Annotated in this window: 12 protein-coding genes, 2 tRNA genes and 4 rRNA genes; 5 read left to right on the forward strand and 13 right to left on the reverse strand. The window is 42.6% G+C overall.

Annotated elements, in window-relative coordinates:
* Nucleotides 1-17: 17 nt before the first annotated feature.
* From FNT16_RS00320 to folB, 3 genes are read right to left on the reverse strand one after another with little or no spacing between them, the layout of a single operon-like run.
* On the reverse strand, nt 18-815 hold the full coding sequence (locus FNT16_RS00320) for an undecaprenyl-diphosphate phosphatase (protein WP_143869677.1): 798 nt from the start codon (nt 813-815) through the stop codon (nt 18-20).
* Complete coding sequence (folK, locus tag FNT16_RS00325; RefSeq protein WP_143869678.1) at nt 815-1306, reverse strand: 2-amino-4-hydroxy-6-hydroxymethyldihydropteridine diphosphokinase; 492 nt, start codon at nt 1304-1306, stop codon at nt 815-817. The genes FNT16_RS00320 and folK overlap by 1 nt, the downstream gene beginning before the upstream one ends.
* Nucleotides 1307-1657, reverse strand: coding sequence for a dihydroneopterin aldolase (folB, locus tag FNT16_RS00330; protein WP_143869679.1), 351 nt, complete (start codon nt 1655-1657; stop codon nt 1307-1309).
* 118 nt (nt 1658-1775) lie between these two features.
* Here folB and plsY point away from each other — a divergent pair, with 118 nt between their 5' ends.
* Nucleotides 1776-2360: a glycerol-3-phosphate 1-O-acyltransferase PlsY gene (plsY, locus tag FNT16_RS00335; RefSeq protein WP_221935078.1), complete on the forward strand. Its 585-nt coding sequence runs from the start codon at nt 1776-1778 to the stop codon at nt 2358-2360.
* Here the strand turns inward: plsY and FNT16_RS00340 are convergent.
* From FNT16_RS00340 to FNT16_RS00370, 7 genes are all read right to left on the reverse strand, one after another.
* Nucleotides 2338-2631: a GIY-YIG nuclease family protein gene (locus FNT16_RS00340; RefSeq protein ID WP_143869681.1), complete on the reverse strand. Its 294-nt coding sequence runs from the start codon at nt 2629-2631 to the stop codon at nt 2338-2340. The two genes, plsY and FNT16_RS00340, sit on opposite strands and share 23 nt — an antisense overlap.
* A 91-nt stretch (nt 2632-2722) precedes the next feature.
* A 5S ribosomal RNA gene (gene rrf / locus FNT16_RS00345) occupies nt 2723-2836 on the reverse strand.
* Between the two features lie 42 nt (nt 2837-2878).
* Nucleotides 2879-2992, reverse strand: a 5S ribosomal RNA gene (rrf, locus tag FNT16_RS00350).
* A gap of 166 nt (nt 2993-3158) precedes the next feature.
* Nucleotides 3159-6034, reverse strand: a 23S ribosomal RNA gene (locus FNT16_RS00355).
* A gap of 242 nt (nt 6035-6276) precedes the next feature.
* A tRNA-Ala gene (locus FNT16_RS00360) sits at nt 6277-6352 on the reverse strand.
* A 209-nt stretch (nt 6353-6561) separates the two neighbouring features.
* Nucleotides 6562-6638 (reverse strand) — tRNA-Ile (locus FNT16_RS00365).
* 107 nt (nt 6639-6745) lie between these two features.
* Nucleotides 6746-8272 (reverse strand): 16S ribosomal RNA (locus FNT16_RS00370).
* Together the 16S, 23S and 5S rRNA genes with 2 tRNA genes alongside form the textbook arrangement of a ribosomal RNA operon.
* Before the next feature lie 547 nt (nt 8273-8819).
* Here FNT16_RS00370 and FNT16_RS00375 point away from each other — a divergent pair.
* The gene (locus FNT16_RS00375) at nt 8820-10574 is read left to right on the forward strand and encodes an ATP-binding protein (RefSeq protein WP_143869682.1); all 1755 of its coding nucleotides are present in this window, start codon (nt 8820-8822) and stop codon (nt 10572-10574) included.
* 47 nt (nt 10575-10621) lie between these two features.
* Nucleotides 10622-11071 (forward strand): transglutaminase domain-containing protein, encoded by a 450-nt coding sequence (locus tag FNT16_RS00380; protein WP_143869683.1) that lies wholly within the window; start codon nt 10622-10624, stop codon nt 11069-11071.
* Nucleotides 11072-11092: 21 nt separating this feature from the next.
* Here FNT16_RS00380 and tnpC read toward each other — a convergent pair whose 3' ends face one another.
* From tnpC to tnpA, 3 genes are read right to left on the reverse strand one after another with little or no spacing between them, the layout of a single operon-like run.
* On the reverse strand, nt 11093-12664 hold the full coding sequence (gene tnpC / locus FNT16_RS00385; protein WP_143869684.1) for an IS66 family transposase: 1572 nt from the start codon (nt 12662-12664) through the stop codon (nt 11093-11095).
* Between the two features lie 35 nt (nt 12665-12699).
* The gene (gene tnpB, locus FNT16_RS00390; protein WP_143869685.1) at nt 12700-13065 is read right to left on the reverse strand and encodes an IS66 family insertion sequence element accessory protein TnpB; all 366 of its coding nucleotides are present in this window, start codon (nt 13063-13065) and stop codon (nt 12700-12702) included.
* Nucleotides 13062-13370 carry an IS66 family insertion sequence element accessory protein TnpA gene (gene tnpA, locus FNT16_RS00395; protein WP_143869686.1) on the reverse strand — a complete coding sequence of 103 codons (309 nt, stop codon included), beginning with the start codon at nt 13368-13370 and terminating at the stop codon, nt 13062-13064. The genes tnpB and tnpA overlap by 4 nt, the downstream gene beginning before the upstream one ends.
* A gap of 127 nt (nt 13371-13497) precedes the next feature.
* Between tnpA and FNT16_RS00400 the strand changes: the two genes are divergently transcribed.
* Complete coding sequence (locus tag FNT16_RS00400) at nt 13498-14100, forward strand: tetratricopeptide repeat protein (RefSeq protein ID WP_143869687.1); 603 nt, start codon at nt 13498-13500, stop codon at nt 14098-14100.
* A gap of 96 nt (nt 14101-14196) precedes the next feature.
* A complete protein-coding gene (gene sppA, locus FNT16_RS00405; protein WP_143869688.1) occupies nt 14197-16047 on the forward strand; it encodes a signal peptide peptidase SppA in 1851 nt (616 codons plus the stop codon).
* The last annotated feature ends 115 nt before the right edge of the window (nt 16048-16162 follow it).

The raw sequence follows: 16162 nt of genomic DNA on the forward strand, positions 1-16162 counted from the left end.
AAAGATATCTGGTACCGCTAAACTATAAAAGTAACGAGTACAGCGCCTAATAGCAGCCTATAAATCACAAACGGCAACATACCAATTTTTTCTATCAAAGATAAAAATAGGTAGATACAAAAATATGCACTGATAAAAGATAAGCCCGTCCCCCAAAATATTGCCGCCCAATCAACTAATTCACCAGAAGTCACTAATTTAAACGTTTGGTATGATCCTGCGACCAAAATAATTGGAATTGATAATAAAAATGAAAAACGAGCAGCGTTACTTTTATTTAACCCCAGCATTAAACCAGCGGTAATAGTAATACCCGAGCGAGAAGTGCCTGGAATCATTGCAATAGCTTGAGCGACACCAATAATAAGCGCCTTTTGCCAGCCAAGCAGTTTAAGCTCTAAATGTGCCTTTGCTTTAACATCCGCCCACCAAAGTAGTAAACCAAATACAATAGTAGTTGTTGCAATGACAGCGATTGAGCGCGCATACAGTTCGATAATGTCTTTAAACAACAAACCAAACAACAAAGCTGGAATGGTTGCCAAGATGACCCACCACCCTAACCGACTGTTATCTGTAGATTCACCGCCACTCACATTTTTAAACCAGGCGGACAAGATCTCAACCACGTCCTTACGAAAATAAATAACAACAGCTGCCAATGATCCCACATGAACAGCTACATCAAATGCCAGTCCCTGATCATTCCACCCCAACAACTGAGAGGGCAAAATCAAGTGCGCCGAACTAGAGATCGGCAAAAACTCTGTCAAACCTTGAATCAAGGCTAATACAATTATTTCCAATAATGTCATTATTTTTTCCAGTCGAAATCTATTTGCCAAAGAGCTTGGCTCGGGTTATCAAAATTCTGCCAAAGCAGTGTGTAACTTTTTTTAACTACAGGATGTAACAAATCAGGATAAATATCACATAAAGGTTTTAACACAAACGCATTCTTGAGTATTTCAGGTCTTGGCAGTGAGATTGGGTTCTCACAAATAATATCATCGTAAATTAACAGATCTAAATCGAGTGTGATTGAAGACCGGTTGTTAGCATTGCGATCCCTTCCGTATTGGTCTTCAATGGATTTTAGTAATTCAATAAAATGTTCTAATGACAATTTAGTATTGCCACCAAAAACTATATTGTAAAAGTTGCGCCCGCCAAAATTGACTGGTGTGCTCTCATATACATCTGAAATGACTAATTCTTGTATAAACGGCCGAAGAAGAAATATCGCTATTTTAAGGTGAAATTCGGCTTCAGTATTTGTTCCCAGACTTACAGCTACTCTCGCCATTTATTTCGTTCCACGTTCGATTAAAACGCCAACATGTGCTTGGCTAATAGCCCCCGGTTTAGTAATTTTTATTTTAATCCAAGGCAGCAGAAATTTAGCCATCAATCTATTTGCTAGTTCTTCGGCCAAAGTTTCTATCAATTCAAACTGCCTAGAACGACAAAAAAATAAAATAAAATCTGTCACTGTTGAATAGTCGAGCGCTTTACTAATATCATCATTTTCCGCTGGAATTTTATTCGACCACTTCATGTCTATATCGAAGATTAACTTCTGCTCGATATCATGCTCCCAATCGAAAACGCCGATTTTTGTTTTCACTTCTAGGTTATGTATAAACACAACATCCATATTTCAAAATACTCATAAATTTTTGACAGTTTAATGAATTGAGTTCACAAATAATGTAAGCTCAGCAAGATGACATTTTACCTTGTTTTACGAGCGGAAAAAACCAAACCTTATGTCCCTGATCTTTATTTTTATGCTTATCGTTGCATATTTGTCTGGTTCTATATCAGGGGCCCGTATTTCAGCAAGAATTTTTAAGACTAAAAAACCCACTGAACATGGCTCATTAAATCCAGGTGCTACTAACATGTACCGTATCGGCGGTTTGAAAGCCGGTGTGCTCACGCTCTTTATAGATGTATTTAAAGCTGTCTTGCCACTTTGGGGATCTTATTTTTTAGGTATAAGCCCGATCCAACTTGGCTTCATTGCAATAGCATGCTGTCTAGGGCACATATTCCCCATTTTTCATGCTTTTAAAGGTGGAAAAGCGGTCGCTACAGCATTTGGAAGTATGTTGCCAATAGGATTAGACTTGGGTGTAAGCTTGATAATAACTTGGTTTATTAGCTTGTACGCCTTTAGATACTCCTCTCTTGCTTCGATAATTTCAGTTGCATTATCTCCGGTTTATGTTTGGTTATTAAAACCCACATACGTCATACCAGTATCTATGTTGGCGATTTTAATTTTGATTCGACATACGCCCAATATACGACGCCTTATTTTAGGCACAGAACCTAAGTATGATCAGAAACGATAATACCTTCTAAACTACCTTGCTTTATGATCTTTTCTTTTTTTTGCTTAGGGAGTTTTTTAATTTGGTACTCGATTTGACTTGCTTGCGAACGGTTACCTATGAATTGAAAAAACTCTAAGGTTTTAGCTTGGCGAGAGCGAAAATATTTAGCTTGTTTTTGAATGTCAATCTGATGTTCTTTAAAACGGCGCTGAGGATCCGTGGTAATCCCAGTATAAAGTGCATTATCGTTGGTACGAATTAAATAAACATACCAGCAATTATTCTGCATAGATTTATCCGTATGTTTTGTAAATAATTTTGATATGACAATAGATACAAAAAAGCCCATCAATTCAAGATGGGCTTTTTCTAATTTATGAACCTGATGGTGTGCTACTCTCACATGGGAAACCCCACACTACCATCGCCGCTATTGTGTTTCACTTCTGAGTTCGAAATGGATCAGGTGGTTCCACAATGCTATCGCCATCAGGAAAATCGGTACAATTTCTAGTTATTATTTTTAGTAATTTTAAGCCTGGCAGTGTGCTACTCTCACATGGGAAACCCCACACTACCATCGCCGCTATTGTGTTTCACTTCTGAGTTCGAAATGGATCAGGTGGTTCCACAATGCTATCGCCGCCAGGCATAAACTGTCACCTGAATGGATTCAATTACATCGCAGTGCCACATATGACTAGCGCGATGCTTGATTTCCAATCAAGTCTTAATCTGGACTCTTTGTAGTAAAAAAATTCTCATGCGCTCAAGCTTAATCTTTTATATTCATATTCAATAAACATTCGGCGTTGTATGGTTAAGCCGCACGGGCAATTAGTATTGGTTAGCTCAATGCCTCACAGCACTTACACATCCAACCTATCAACCTCGTAGTCTACAAGGGCCCTACAGGACCTTAAAGGTCTGTGACAACTCATCTCGGGGCTCGCTTCCCGCTTAGATGCTTTCAGCGGTTATCGATTCCGAACTTAGCTACCCGGCAATGCTATTGGCATAACAACCGGAACACCAGAGGTTCGTCCACTCCGGTCCTCTCGTACTAGGAGAAGCCCCCCTCAATTATCAAACGCCCACGGCAGATAGGGACCGAACTGTCTCACGACGTTCTAAACCCAGCTCGCGTACCACTTTAAATGGCGAACAGCCATACCCTTGGGACCGACTTCAGCCCCAGGATGTGATGAGCCGACATCGAGGTGCCAAACACCGCCGTCGATATGAACTCTTGGGCGGTATCAGCCTGTTATCCCCGGAGTACCTTTTATCCGTTGAGCGATGGCCCTTCCATTCAGAACCACCGGATCACTATGACCTGCTTTCGCACCTGCTCGACGTGTCTGTCTCGCAGTTAAGCTGGCTTATGCCATTGCACTAACCGTACGATGTCCGACCGTACTTAGCCAACCTTCGTGCTCCTCCGTTACGCTTTGGGAGGAGACCGCCCCAGTCAAACTACCCACCAGGCAGTGTCCGCATCCCCGATTAGGGGACTACGTTAGAACATCAAACATACAAGGGTGGTATTTCAAGGATGGCTCCACAACATCTGGCGACGCTGCTTCATAGCCTCCCACCTATCCTACACATGTAGGTTCAATGTTCACTGCCAAGCTGTAGTAAAGGTTCACGGGGTCTTTCCGTCTAGCCGCGGGTATACGGCATCTTCACCGCAATTTCAATTTCACTGAGTCCCGGGTGGAGACAGCGTGGCCATGATTACACCATTCGTGCAGGTCGGAACTTACCCGACAAGGAATTTCGCTACCTTAGGACCGTTATAGTTACGGCCGCCGTTTACCGGGGCTTCGATCAAGAGCTTCGCTTACGCTAACCCCATCAATTAACCTTCCGGCACCGGGCAGGTGTCACACCGTATACGTCATCTCTCGATTTTGCACAGTGCTGTGTTTTTAATAAACAGTTCCAGCCACCTGGTTACTTCGACCACCTCTCGCTCCAGTCGTTAAGACTTTCACAATAACGTGGCGTACCTTCTCCCGAAGTTACGGTACTATTTTGCCTAGTTCCTTCACCCGGGTTCTCTCAAGCGCCTTAGTATTCTCTACCTGACCACCTGTGTCGGTTTGGGGTACGGTTCTTAATAACCTGAAGCTTAGAAGATTTTCCTGGAAGCCGGGCATCAACTACTTCAACACCTTAGTGTCTCGTCTCGTATCTCAGCCTTAGTGTTCCGGATTTGCCTAGAACACCAGCCTACTTACTTTCACTTGGATAACCATCACCAAGCCAGTTTAGCCTTCTCCGTCTCTCCATCGCAGTTATTAAAAGTACGGGAATATTAACCCGTTTCCCATCGATTACGGCTTTCGCCCTCACCTTAGGGGCCGACTTACCCTGCCCTGATTAGCATGGGACAGGAAACCTTGGTCTTTCGGCGAGGGGGTTTTTCACCCCCTTTATCGTTACTCATGTCAGCATTCGCACTTCTGATACCTCCAGCAAACTTCTCAGTTCACCTTCAACAGCTTACAGAACGCTCCCCTACCACTTGAACTTACGTTCAAATCCGCAGCTTCGGTTGCTTATTTAGCCCCGTTACATCTTCCGCGCAGGCCGACTCGACTAGTGAGCTATTACGCTTTCTTTAAAGGGTGGCTGCTTCTAAGCCAACCTCCTAGCTGTCTAAGCCTTCCCACATCGTTTCCCACTTAATAAGCATTTGGGACCTTAGCTGGCGGTCTGGGTTGTTGCCCTCTTCACGATGGACGTTAGCACCCACCGTGTGTCTCCCGGATAGCACTCTACGGTATTCGGAGTTTGCAAAGGGTTGGTAAGTCGGGATGACCCCCTAGCCTTAACAGTGCTCTACCCCCGTAGGTGTTCGTCCGAGGCGCTACCTAAATAGCTTTCGGGGAGAACCAGCTATCTCCCGGCTTGATTAGCCTTTCACTCCGACCCACAAGTCATCCGCTAATTTTTCAACATTAGTCGGTTCGGTCCTCCAGTTGATGTTACTCAACCTTCAACCTGCCCATGGGTAGATCGCCGGGTTTCGGGTCTATACCTAGCAACTCTACGCGCAGTTAACACTCGCTTTCGCTACGGCTACCCTATTCGGTTAACCTTGCTACTAAATATAAGTCGCTGACCCATTATACAAAAGGTACGCAGTCACAGAACAAGTCTGCTCCCACTGCTTGTACGTACACGGTTTCAGGTTCTATTTCACTCCCCTCACAGGGGTTCTTTTCGCCTTTCCCTCACGGTACTGGTTCACTATCGGTCAATTGGGAGTATTTAGCCTTGGAGGATGGTCCCCCCGTCTTCAGTCAAGATAACACGTGTCCCGACCTACTTAATACGTGATTAATGAATCTTCATATACAGGGCTATCACCTACTATGGCTGAGCTTTCCAGCTCATTCTACTAATTCATTTATCATCGGCTCTTCCCCTTTCGCTCGCCGCTACTTAGGGAATCTCGGTTGATTTCTTTTCCTCGGGGTACTTAGATGTTTCAGTTCTCCCGGTTCGCTTCTTACACCTATGTATTCAGTGCAAGATACCCTAAAAGGGTGGGTTGCCCCATTCGGAAATCTGTAACTCATGCGTCTTTTATCGACTCGTCACAGCTTATCGCAGATTAACACGTCCTTCATCGCCTCCAATTGCCAAGGCATCCACCGTGTACGCTTAGTCACTTAACCATACAACCCGAATGTTTATCGAATCGTATCATTAAACGCTTTTACGTTGATTGAATACTATGGTCTTACTTGATTAAACTCGTTTTTTTCAACGCATTTAACTTTTTTACTACTGTCCAGATTTTTAAAGAGCGTTGGCTTTTTCGGTAAAAAAAACCAAACAAGATAATTGCGTTCTCTTCAATTATTTTGTTTGGCTTCTGTCAGCCTGACTTCGTTTGTGCGTTTGTGCGTTTGGAATTTGGTGGAGCTAAGCAGGATCGAACTGCTGACCTCCTGCGTGCAAGGCAGGCGCTCTCCCAGCTGAGCTATAGCCCCATATTCTTTTCGCTTTTACATAAGGTCTTTTTATCTATTTAAAGATAGACAAGGCGTTTTATGAGGACGTTTAGTTTACTAAACGACGATTAAAACAATGCAGTATATCTTTAAATTTGGTAGGTCTGGGCAGACTTGAAATAACCAAGCCGACTCTCACCGCTAACATTAAGAACGGGGTGCGCTCTAACGTTTTCAACCTATGTTATTGGTAGGTCTGGGCAGACTTGAACTGCCGACCTCACCCTTATCAGGGGTGCGCTCTAACCAGCTGAGCTACAGACCTAAATCAGGTTAGCCTTCACTATGTTCAAGCTTTGACCTTACGAAGTCTTTCTTTGTAGTAACCTTTATTTATCTGTGTGAACACTCTGCATATTTAAATAGCATCGTTAAGGAGGTGATCCAGCCCCAGGTTCCCCTAGGGCTACCTTGTTACGACTTCACCCCAGTCATGAACCACAAAGTGGTAAGCGCCCAATGTTAAGCTACCTACTTCTTTTGCAGCCCACTCCCATGGTGTGACGGGCGGTGTGTACAAGGCCCGGGAACGTATTCACCGCAGCATTCTGATCTGCGATTACTAGCGATTCCGACTTCATGGAGTCGAGTTGCAGACTCCAATCCGGACTACGAACAGCTTTAAGGGATTCGCGTACTCTCGCAAGTTAGCTGCCCTCTGTACTGTCCATTGTAGCACGTGTGTAGCCCATCCCGTAAGGGCCATGATGACTTGACGTCGTCCCCACCTTCCTCCGGTTTGTCACCGGCAGTCTCCTTAGAGTCCCCAACTTAAGGCTGGTAACTAAGGATAAGGGTTGCGCTCGTTGCGGGACTTAACCCAACATTTCACAACACGAGCTGACGACAGCCATGCAGCACCTGTCTCACAGTTCCCGAAGGCACTTAAGCATCTCTGCTTAATCCTGTGGATGTCAAGGGATGGTAAGGTTCTTCGCGTTGCATCGAATTAAACCACATGCTCCACCGCTTGTGCGGGCCCCCGTCAATTCATTTGAGTTTTAACCTTGCGGCCGTACTCCCCAGGCGGTCTACTTAGCGCGTTAGCTTCGTTACTCACGTCTTAAAGACACAAACAACAAGTAGACATCGTTTACGGCGTGGACTACCAGGGTATCTAATCCTGTTCGCTACCCACGCTTTCGCACCTCAGTGTCAGTAATGGGCCAGGGGGCCGCCTTCGCCACCGGTATTCCTCCAGATCTCTACGCATTTCACCGCTACACCTGGAATTCTACCCCCCTCTCCCTTACTCTAGACTGACAGTTTTGAATGCACAGCCGAGGTTGAGCCCCGGTTTTTCACATCCAACTTATCAATCCACCTACGTGCGCTTTACGCCCAGTAATTCCGATTAACGCTTGCACCCTCCGTATTACCGCGGCTGCTGGCACGGAGTTAGCCGGTGCTTCTTCTGTCAGTAACGTCACAGATGATGGGTATTAACCATCACCCTTTCCTCCTGACTGAAAGTGCTTTACAACCCGAAGGCCTTCTTCACACACGCGGCATGGCTGCATCAGGGTTTCCCCCATTGTGCAATATTCCCCACTGCTGCCTCCCGTAGGAGTCTGGGCCGTGTCTCAGTCCCAGTGTGGCTGACCATCCTCTCAGACCAGCTAGAGATCGTCGCCTTGGTGAGCCATTACCTCACCAACAAGCTAATCTCACTTGGGTTCATCTCGTCGCAGGAGCCAAAGCCCCTTTAACCCGTAGGTATTATGCGGTATTAGCCATCGTTTCCAATGGTTATCCCCCACAACAAGGCAGATCCCCAAGCATTACTCACCCGTCCGCCGCTCGACGCCTGAGAGCAAGCTCTCATCGTTTCCGCTCGACTTGCATGTGTTAGGCCTGCCGCCAGCGTTCAATCTGAGCCATGATCAAACTCTTCATAGAAAGTTTTAATCTTTGTCTCAATCTTACTGATTTAACATTCTGAATTAACAGTAGTCACTTCACTAGATTGAATATTTTGTATCTATTCAAACTATGCGAGTGCCCACACAGATAAATAATAAGGTTACTAATTTTTAAAGAACGTTTTCTGAAGTTCGAACCGTTAGTCCGTTTCAGCGAGGCGCGTATCTTACGCTTCTCATTTTCGTTGTCAAGCCTTTATTTATCTCACTTTCGTTTGATGTTTTGCTTTTCAACTTTAGCGCTTTGATTTGGCTTTTAAGCTGTTTGCTTGTTGCCGTGTCGCTGCGTTGTGGGGGCGCATTATAGGGACTAATTAAAACCCGTCAATGCTTTTTATCAGAAAATTTAAATTTATTTTCCATGCGGTCATTATTCAAACAATTCTGTTTTATTTAAGTTGGAGTTATTATTTTTTTGTTACTAATCAATACCAATTATAATTTTTTAACGAATAAAGCAGGCAACATATGAATCTAGACACTATGATTAGTTTATTCTATTAAACGGATTCAGCATTGACTTAATGAGAAACATCAGCATATCACGCAAACTATTAACAAAAGTATTAGCGATATATATTTTGCTGACACTGATAGTTACTGCGGTGCAAGTCGTCAGTGAATATTACACGACTAAAAGTCATATAGAAGACGAGCTAAAAACGTTACAAAAAACCTTTAGTGGTAGTTTAACCCGCGCTATTTGGGAATTAAATGTTCAACAATCCGTAACGATTGCACAAGGCTTGCTCGCGATGCCCACTATTGAAGGCATTATACTAAGAGACGAAAACGGTCAAATCATCTCTAGGCTGGGCGATTTAATAGAAGACAATGAACTAGAAATTAGCTACCAGCAAGAAAGTATCGTGATTGCAAATAACAGTTCGGGTTTGTTTGGTTACATATACCCTTTAATTTTTGAGTTTTCAGGTCGTCCAATTCAAGTTGGTGATGTGACCCTAATTTCATCTAGAGATATTATAATCCAAAGGATAAAAATTCCTCTCTTCTTACTTTTTTTCAAAGCTATTTTTATAACTTTAAGTTTATTCATCATTATTTATTTTACTTTTCAAAGGTTGTTATCCCGCCCTTTGTACGAATTAACCGAGCAAATTGAAAACTTCGATATTGAAAGATTACCTCAGTCGAAAATCGAATTGGGTATCACAGATAAAAATGAACTTACTATCCTACAAAATGCTTACAATGGATTAATTGACCGTCTAATCAACTATAACCGTGAGCTCGATGCGGCACACGCCAGCTTAATTCAGGCTAACAGCAAACTAGATGACCAGAACCTCATGTTAGAGCAAGAGGTCGCTAAGAAAACAGCGAATCTCAGTCGAGTCATGCTTGATTTAGAGGAGCAGAAAAAAGAGTTGGAACAAAATAGAAATGAATTACGCAGAGGGATTGAAATTAAAAAACGCGCTGAAGAAGCCTTGCTATCCAAACAAAAAGAACTGGAAAGCTCTTTAAATGAATTACGCTCAGCCCAAGGTCAACTTGTAGAGAGTGAAAAAATGGCTTCTTTAGGCGGCCTAGTGGCCGGTATCGCACATGACGTTAACACGCCAATCGGCATCAGTGTCACCGCTAGTAGTTACTTAACAGAACAACTTAAGGTATTAGCAGTTAGTTTTAATGACAAAACACTTACGCCTAAACATATGCTTAAATTTATAGGTGATGCTGAAGAAAGTGTCCACTTGATAAACACCAATCTCAAACGAGCTTCTGATCTCGTGGCAAGCTTTAAACAAATCGCCGTAGATCAAGCAAGTGAAGCGATACGGGATATAGAGTTGAATCATTATGTACATGATATTATCAAATCTCTGAACCCTCATTTGAAAAAAACACAACATAAAATCGTCATCAACTGTCCCGAAAAATTGGAAATGCGTTGCCCTGCAGGTGCGATATCTCAAGTTTTCACGAACTTGGTGATGAACTCAATTATCCATGGTTTCGAACGTGTACGCCAAGGCGAGATATCGATCAATATTAGTGAAATAGAAGATAATAAAGTTAAAATCGAATATAAAGATAATGGCCGAGGTGTCAGTAAAGAAGTGCTGGCCAAACTATTTGACCCGTTTTTCACAACAAAACGAGAAAAAGGCGGTTCAGGTTTAGGGACTCACATCACTTACAATCTTGTAAAGCAAACATTAAATGGCGAAATATCTGCTTACAGTGAACAGGATAAGGGCTTAAGCTATACCATTGTCATCCCAAAAGTGACAGAAATGAAATCGATAGGTTAAATTTTAAGCTACACTTAGAGTGTCGACTAAGATTTGCTGGTGACACTATGTATAATTTATTCCTATTTTGTGTGATAGTTTCGAGCACTCTGTTGCTCAATGCTTGTAGCAACACCGCACGTCTGAACGAATTAGCCGCTTTAAAACCCTCAATCCCTCCTGATATCACAGAATTACCAGGGCAACTTACACTGACAGAAAAATATCAATTTCTAGAAGTGACACCAGCCATGAAACGGTTTATTTCGTCTTTAAAACTAAGAAGCAAATCGAAACAAGAACAAATTGATACCTTGTATCGAGTCATGTTTTATCAAAAAGGCTACATTATTGACTACGAGATGTTTGAAACGGCCTCAGCTGGCGAAACTTTTGAAATGAAGCGAGGCAATTGCATGTCATTAACAGCTTTAATGGTCGCTCTTGGTCGCGAGCTGGGGATGAATGCACGATTTCAAGAAGCAAAATCGAAACCTGTTTGGCATTCTGAAAAGTAAGCGCTCAATGAACCTACGGGGCTAGCTTTCTTTATTTTCGGCTTTAAAATTCCATGGCAGGAGCCTTTCTAACTTTTCAACCGTATCTGCGTATGGTAAGGCTTTGAATACCGCATTTAAATAGTGATACGGCTCAAGTCCATTAAGCTTAGCCGTTTCTATCAAGCTATAGTGTATTCCACTCGCATGCGCACCAGCGGGACTATCTGCAAATAACCAAGCTTTTCTGCCAACAGCAAACGGGCGGATCGCATTTTCTGCTAGGATATTGCTGATATTTAATCGGCCATCTTTACAGTAAACCGTTAATTTGTCCCATTGGTTGTGTAAGTAAGTCATTGCTGTGCCCGTTAAACTGTCTTTGACTACTTTGGGGCGCTGCACGTCTAACCACTTTTTCAACTTGTTCAGAACAGGCACGCTTTGCGCTTGACGCGCTTGGTATTTCCCATCAGCACTCAATGATTTTATATTACGCTCTATCACATACAACTTGTTGATATAGCTGAGTGCCATATCCGCTTTACTGACTTTGGTCTTTTTACTTTTCGGTTGCACGATCTGAGCTTCTTTAAATTTACGCCTTGCATGATCCCAACACCCTAATGAGGTCAGTTTATATTCTTTGCAGACCGCATTATATCCAGCATATCCATCAGATTGCAGGTAACCTCCCGTGAATCCATCCAGCAGGCGCAAGGGTACCTCCTGACTACGCGAAGGATCATATTCAAACAGCACTGATTGTCGATTAGGCTCTCCGCCTAGAGTGACCCACATGTATTTATCACCCGTTGGGGAAGCGCCTGGTTCTTTGAGTACCTGAATGCGAGTTTCATCCGCCATTATCAGTGGGCCGTTATGTTGATACTCACGGAGTAAATGAATAAGTGGTTGAACTTGCCTTGCCAACGCGATAACCCAATTCGCTAAGGTCGCCCTTGAGATATCACCACCATAACGGCGGATGATATTTTCTAAACGATACAGTGGCATACCATCCGCGTATTTCGACACAATCACGTAGGTCATTAAGTTCACACTGCCCATCGCTTTGGCTACAGGGTGTAATGTGACTTCAGCGGCTTTGATAATGCGCTTGTCTTGTTCATCTTTAAACACGGCTTTTTCTTGCATGTATTCCAGCACACGCACTTGAGCAGGGATGATGTCTAGCTCTTCTCGGACTTTTACAAAGAAGGTATCAATGGCACCGGCTTTGTCTTTTTCAGATAAATAAGCGAATACTTGTTCGCGTGGTAATTTATCAGAGAAAGGTTTACGCCCTGTTTTGGTTTTTGAAGCGGTATCAGGTAAAAGCAGTTCTTCTTGCTCTGGCTCTGCGGTGATTTCAGCTTCGTTAAACAAGTTACCTTGCTCAGCTGTGGTTTGTTCACTGCTAGACCCAAAACGTTTTTGGTTAGCAAGGTTGAGGTATTCTTCTAACAAAGCGATACGCTGTTGTTGCCAAGCAATCACTTCTGATTTTTTGTCGATAATGTCGTCTTTTTCAGACAGCAAGGCTGCCATCTCAGTCGTAGTTTCGACAGATGTAGAAGCTTGATTTGATTGAGCTTTGGGCGACATTTTCATGGCGGGTATTATAGCAAAGTGAGCGTCAAAAAGCCCTAAAAAACAGCCTCATAATGAAGTTTTTTATGGCCTTGCATAGCACTAATATCATAGCCATCGAGTAACCAATTTATCTGCTGTCCGGTTAAAGTTATCATCTCTTCATTGTTGCGTGGCCACTGGAATTTTTCTTCGGCTAAACTCTTGTAATAGAGCACGAAACCGTTGTTTTCCCAAAAGAGGCACTTTATTTTATTACGCTGGCGATTGGTGAAGGCGTATAAGTGACCTTCAAATGGATTGTGGCCAAGCTCACATTCAATAATGGCAGATAACCCGCGAAAGGATTTTCTAAAATCAACGGGCTGACAATAAAGGTAGACTTGTGTCAGTGAGATGTTGGGGCGCATCACTTGGTTCATGACAACACCTGGGCCAACTGTTTAACCAGCTCAAGGTTTTGGTGTGTAATACCACTGACCTTGAGGCCGTTATTCAGATGAACGCTCAGTGGTTGACTGGTTGTATAGCTTTCCATGACTTGGACACGAGCAAATCCGTTGGTCACGGAATTAACATGGCTGGGTAAGTTAGCCAATTTATGCTTATGATAGCTTAAGCCGTTTTGACATAAATTATGCTGACGACAATAAGCCGCTTGAGTAAGCCCTGATGCTTGCCATTGTTCGATATGTGTTTGCCAGTATTCTTGTTTAGCGGTGAGCATGTTATTTCCTCGCGTGAATGATGAGGAAATTATGCGGCTCTGAGATCTCGAAAGTAAGAACGTTAGTTCATTAGGCGCTTACTCTGAAAATGGCGTTTTCACTCAATTAAGTCATGTCAACACGCGAATGTACCGTGATAAAAACTTATCAATTGTCGTCGACTTTTATGATAAATCTTTATATAACAAGAATCATGGAGAGTTATTGTCTGATGATGTGGCAGAAGCTTTTTATTATAACAATTTAGCTTCTGAAGCTCTGATTAAAGAAAATTATCGGCAAGCATACCATTATTACTATAAAGCTCTAGATATCGCTCCGAATCTATCCTTTGTATGGAGTAATCTCGGCGCATTATTATCTCGCAACAATTTATACCCGTTAGCGGAACAATCCTACCTATATGCAATTGAATTAGACCCAAGTAAGAAAAATGTACTACTGAATTTAAGAGGCTTATACATTAAAACCAACCGCCCACAACTGGCGCGTTCTTTAGATAAAACAATTGATCGTTTGTATGGCGACAACCCACACTATCTTAAATCAATTGCCGAAAAAGCCTTACTAGCAGGTGATATTGCAACAGCAGTCGAGTATATTCACAAAGCGAACGCGATATTGCCGGGTCTCATCGATCCGCAAAAAATCACCTTAACTAAAGGCGATAAAAAAATTGAATACGAAATCACACAGAACAAGTTAAAGGAAATTTATATTAAACAATAGCAAAACATCGTAACGTGCATAAATTGATAGCTTTGATGTACCACTTTTTTAGTCATCGGGTTAACATACCTGTTCCGAAATAAACAGAGCGACATTATGACAAAAGAAAGTGGAATTTCTAGATTATTTAGCGCCTTGTGGGGAACACTTAACTTCACTCGCAAACTCGCACTTAATATGATTTTTTTTGGTGTTTTAATAGCTATCATTTTAACTGCAACATCAGAACGTGACAAAATAACCGTACCTAAGTCTTCAGCCCTAGTACTAAATTTAGCCGGTAATATAGTCGAACAAAAACAAGCTGTTGATCCGGTTGAAGCATTTTTGAACGAAACAATGGCAGATACGTCACAGCCCACCGAAATCCTGTTATCAGACATTCTTTTGGTATTAGACAACGCACAGCATGACGATCGCATTAAAGTCATTGTGTTAGATTTACAACATTTGACAGGCGCAGGCATCAACAAACTGGAAACGATTGGCGATAAACTCAACCAGCTTAAAGCCAACGGTAAAAAAGTGGTTGCTGTTGGTGATTACTACAGCAAAGGCCAGTATTTCTTAGCGACCTATGCAGATGAAATCCTGATGCACCCAATGGGATTTGTTCAACTTGATGGGTTTAGTGTCTACAACACGTATTTTAAATCTGCACTCGAGAAATTAAAAGTTTCCACTTATGTTTTTAGAGTCGGTACATATAAATCATTCGTCGAGCCATTTATTCGAGACAACATGAGCGAAGAAGCTAAAGAAGCCAATAAAGACTGGTTAATGCGGCTCTGGCATATCTACAAAACAGGGGTTGCACAAAGAAGAGATATTGATATTTCTGATTTTGACGAAAAGCTCGCAGCATTCGAAAGAAAATTTGAAGAAGCAAATTATGACCACGCTCAATATGCATTGAATAATAATTGGGTCGATCAACTTGCAACACGCGAAGAAATTGAACAAGTACTGGCAGAACAAGTAGGCTGGACAGATAACAAACGTAGTTACAACAAAATAAACTTTCAACAATATCTGACTTTAGTTCAATCACCAATACTACCAGATAAATCAGGCGATAAAGTCGCGCTGGTCGTTGCAAAAGGGACCATTTATGATGGCACTAAACCAGCAGGTGAAATTGGAGGTGATAGCACGGCAAAACTGCTAGAACGCGCTCGTTTGGACGATCAAGTTAAAGCAGTAGTAATCCGCATTGATAGCCCAGGAGGCAGTGCCTTTGCCAGTGAAATTATTCGCCGCGAGATAGAGTTATTGCAAGCAGCCAACAAACCAGTGGTTGCATCAATGAGTACAACTGCCGCCTCTGGTGGTTATTGGATTGCCAGCAGTGCAGATCAAATATGGGCACATCCCAGCACAGTTACTGGTTCTATTGGCGTATTTGGTTTAGCAATGACGTTTGAAAAGTCGTTAGGTGAATTAGGTATTCACGCTGATGGTATTTCAACAACCGAGTGGCCAGTATTGCACCCTGCCGTGCCGATTGAAGATAGAGTACAAAACATCTTACAGAAAAGTACTGAAAGAGTGTACCAGCGCTTCCTGCAACTCGTCTCGCAGAATAGAAATATGACGATTGAAGAAGCGAATAAAGTAGCACAAGGTCGAATTTGGATTGGTGAGCAAGCACAACAATTGGGCTTAGTTGATCATCTTGGCAATATGTCACAAGCTATAGAGGCCGCTGCAGAGTTAGCGGGTTTAGAAAACTATTCAACCAAATTAATAGAAGCTGAGCTGAGCCCACAGCAACAATTTATCAAAGAAATGTTAGGACAGGCATATGCATGGTTTGCGGATCCCACTACAAAGAGCAAAACAGTACCTGTACAACAAGAACTGCTAAAATTGATACAAAATGTGAAAGCTATCAGTGAATGGAACGATCCAAAAGGGCAATACACTTTATGTATTGAGTGCCCATAAGGATTCAAATGCACGTAACCTGTACCCAGTGATCATTTTTAAGTGTAAATTAACAAACTAAAAAGCCGGGCCACTTGATTTAAGTGACCCGGCTTTTTTATTAAATTGTCAAAAA

It is taken from the genome of Catenovulum sediminis (genome assembly GCF_007289895.1).
GTDB lineage: Bacteria > Pseudomonadota > Gammaproteobacteria > Enterobacterales > Alteromonadaceae > Catenovulum > Catenovulum sediminis.

Bases quoted from the DNA above. Each gene is read 5' to 3' on its own strand.
- tnpB (WP_143869685.1), bottom strand. From the start codon at position 13,065: ATGAACCAAGTGATGCGCCCCAACATCTCACTGACACAAGTCTACCTT.
- FNT16_RS00340 (WP_143869681.1), bottom strand. From the start codon at position 2,631: ATGCAGAATAATTGCTGGTATGTTTATTTAATTCGTACCAACGATAAT.
- FNT16_RS00320 (WP_143869677.1), bottom strand. From the start codon at position 815: ATGACATTATTGGAAATAATTGTATTAGCCTTGATTCAAGGTTTGACA.
- FNT16_RS00400 (WP_143869687.1), top strand. From the start codon at position 13,498: ATGTACCGTGATAAAAACTTATCAATTGTCGTCGACTTTTATGATAAA.
- folB (WP_143869679.1), bottom strand. From the start codon at position 1,657: ATGGATGTTGTGTTTATACATAACCTAGAAGTGAAAACAAAAATCGGC.
- tnpC (WP_143869684.1), bottom strand. From the start codon at position 12,664: ATGAAAATGTCGCCCAAAGCTCAATCAAATCAAGCTTCTACATCTGTC.
- folK (WP_143869678.1), bottom strand. From the start codon at position 1,306: ATGGCGAGAGTAGCTGTAAGTCTGGGAACAAATACTGAAGCCGAATTT.
- sppA (WP_143869688.1), top strand. From the start codon at position 14,197: ATGACAAAAGAAAGTGGAATTTCTAGATTATTTAGCGCCTTGTGGGGA.
- FNT16_RS00375 (WP_143869682.1), top strand. From the start codon at position 8,820: ATGAGAAACATCAGCATATCACGCAAACTATTAACAAAAGTATTAGCG.
- FNT16_RS00380 (WP_143869683.1), top strand. From the start codon at position 10,622: ATGTATAATTTATTCCTATTTTGTGTGATAGTTTCGAGCACTCTGTTG.
- tnpA (WP_143869686.1), bottom strand. From the start codon at position 13,370: ATGCTCACCGCTAAACAAGAATACTGGCAAACACATATCGAACAATGG.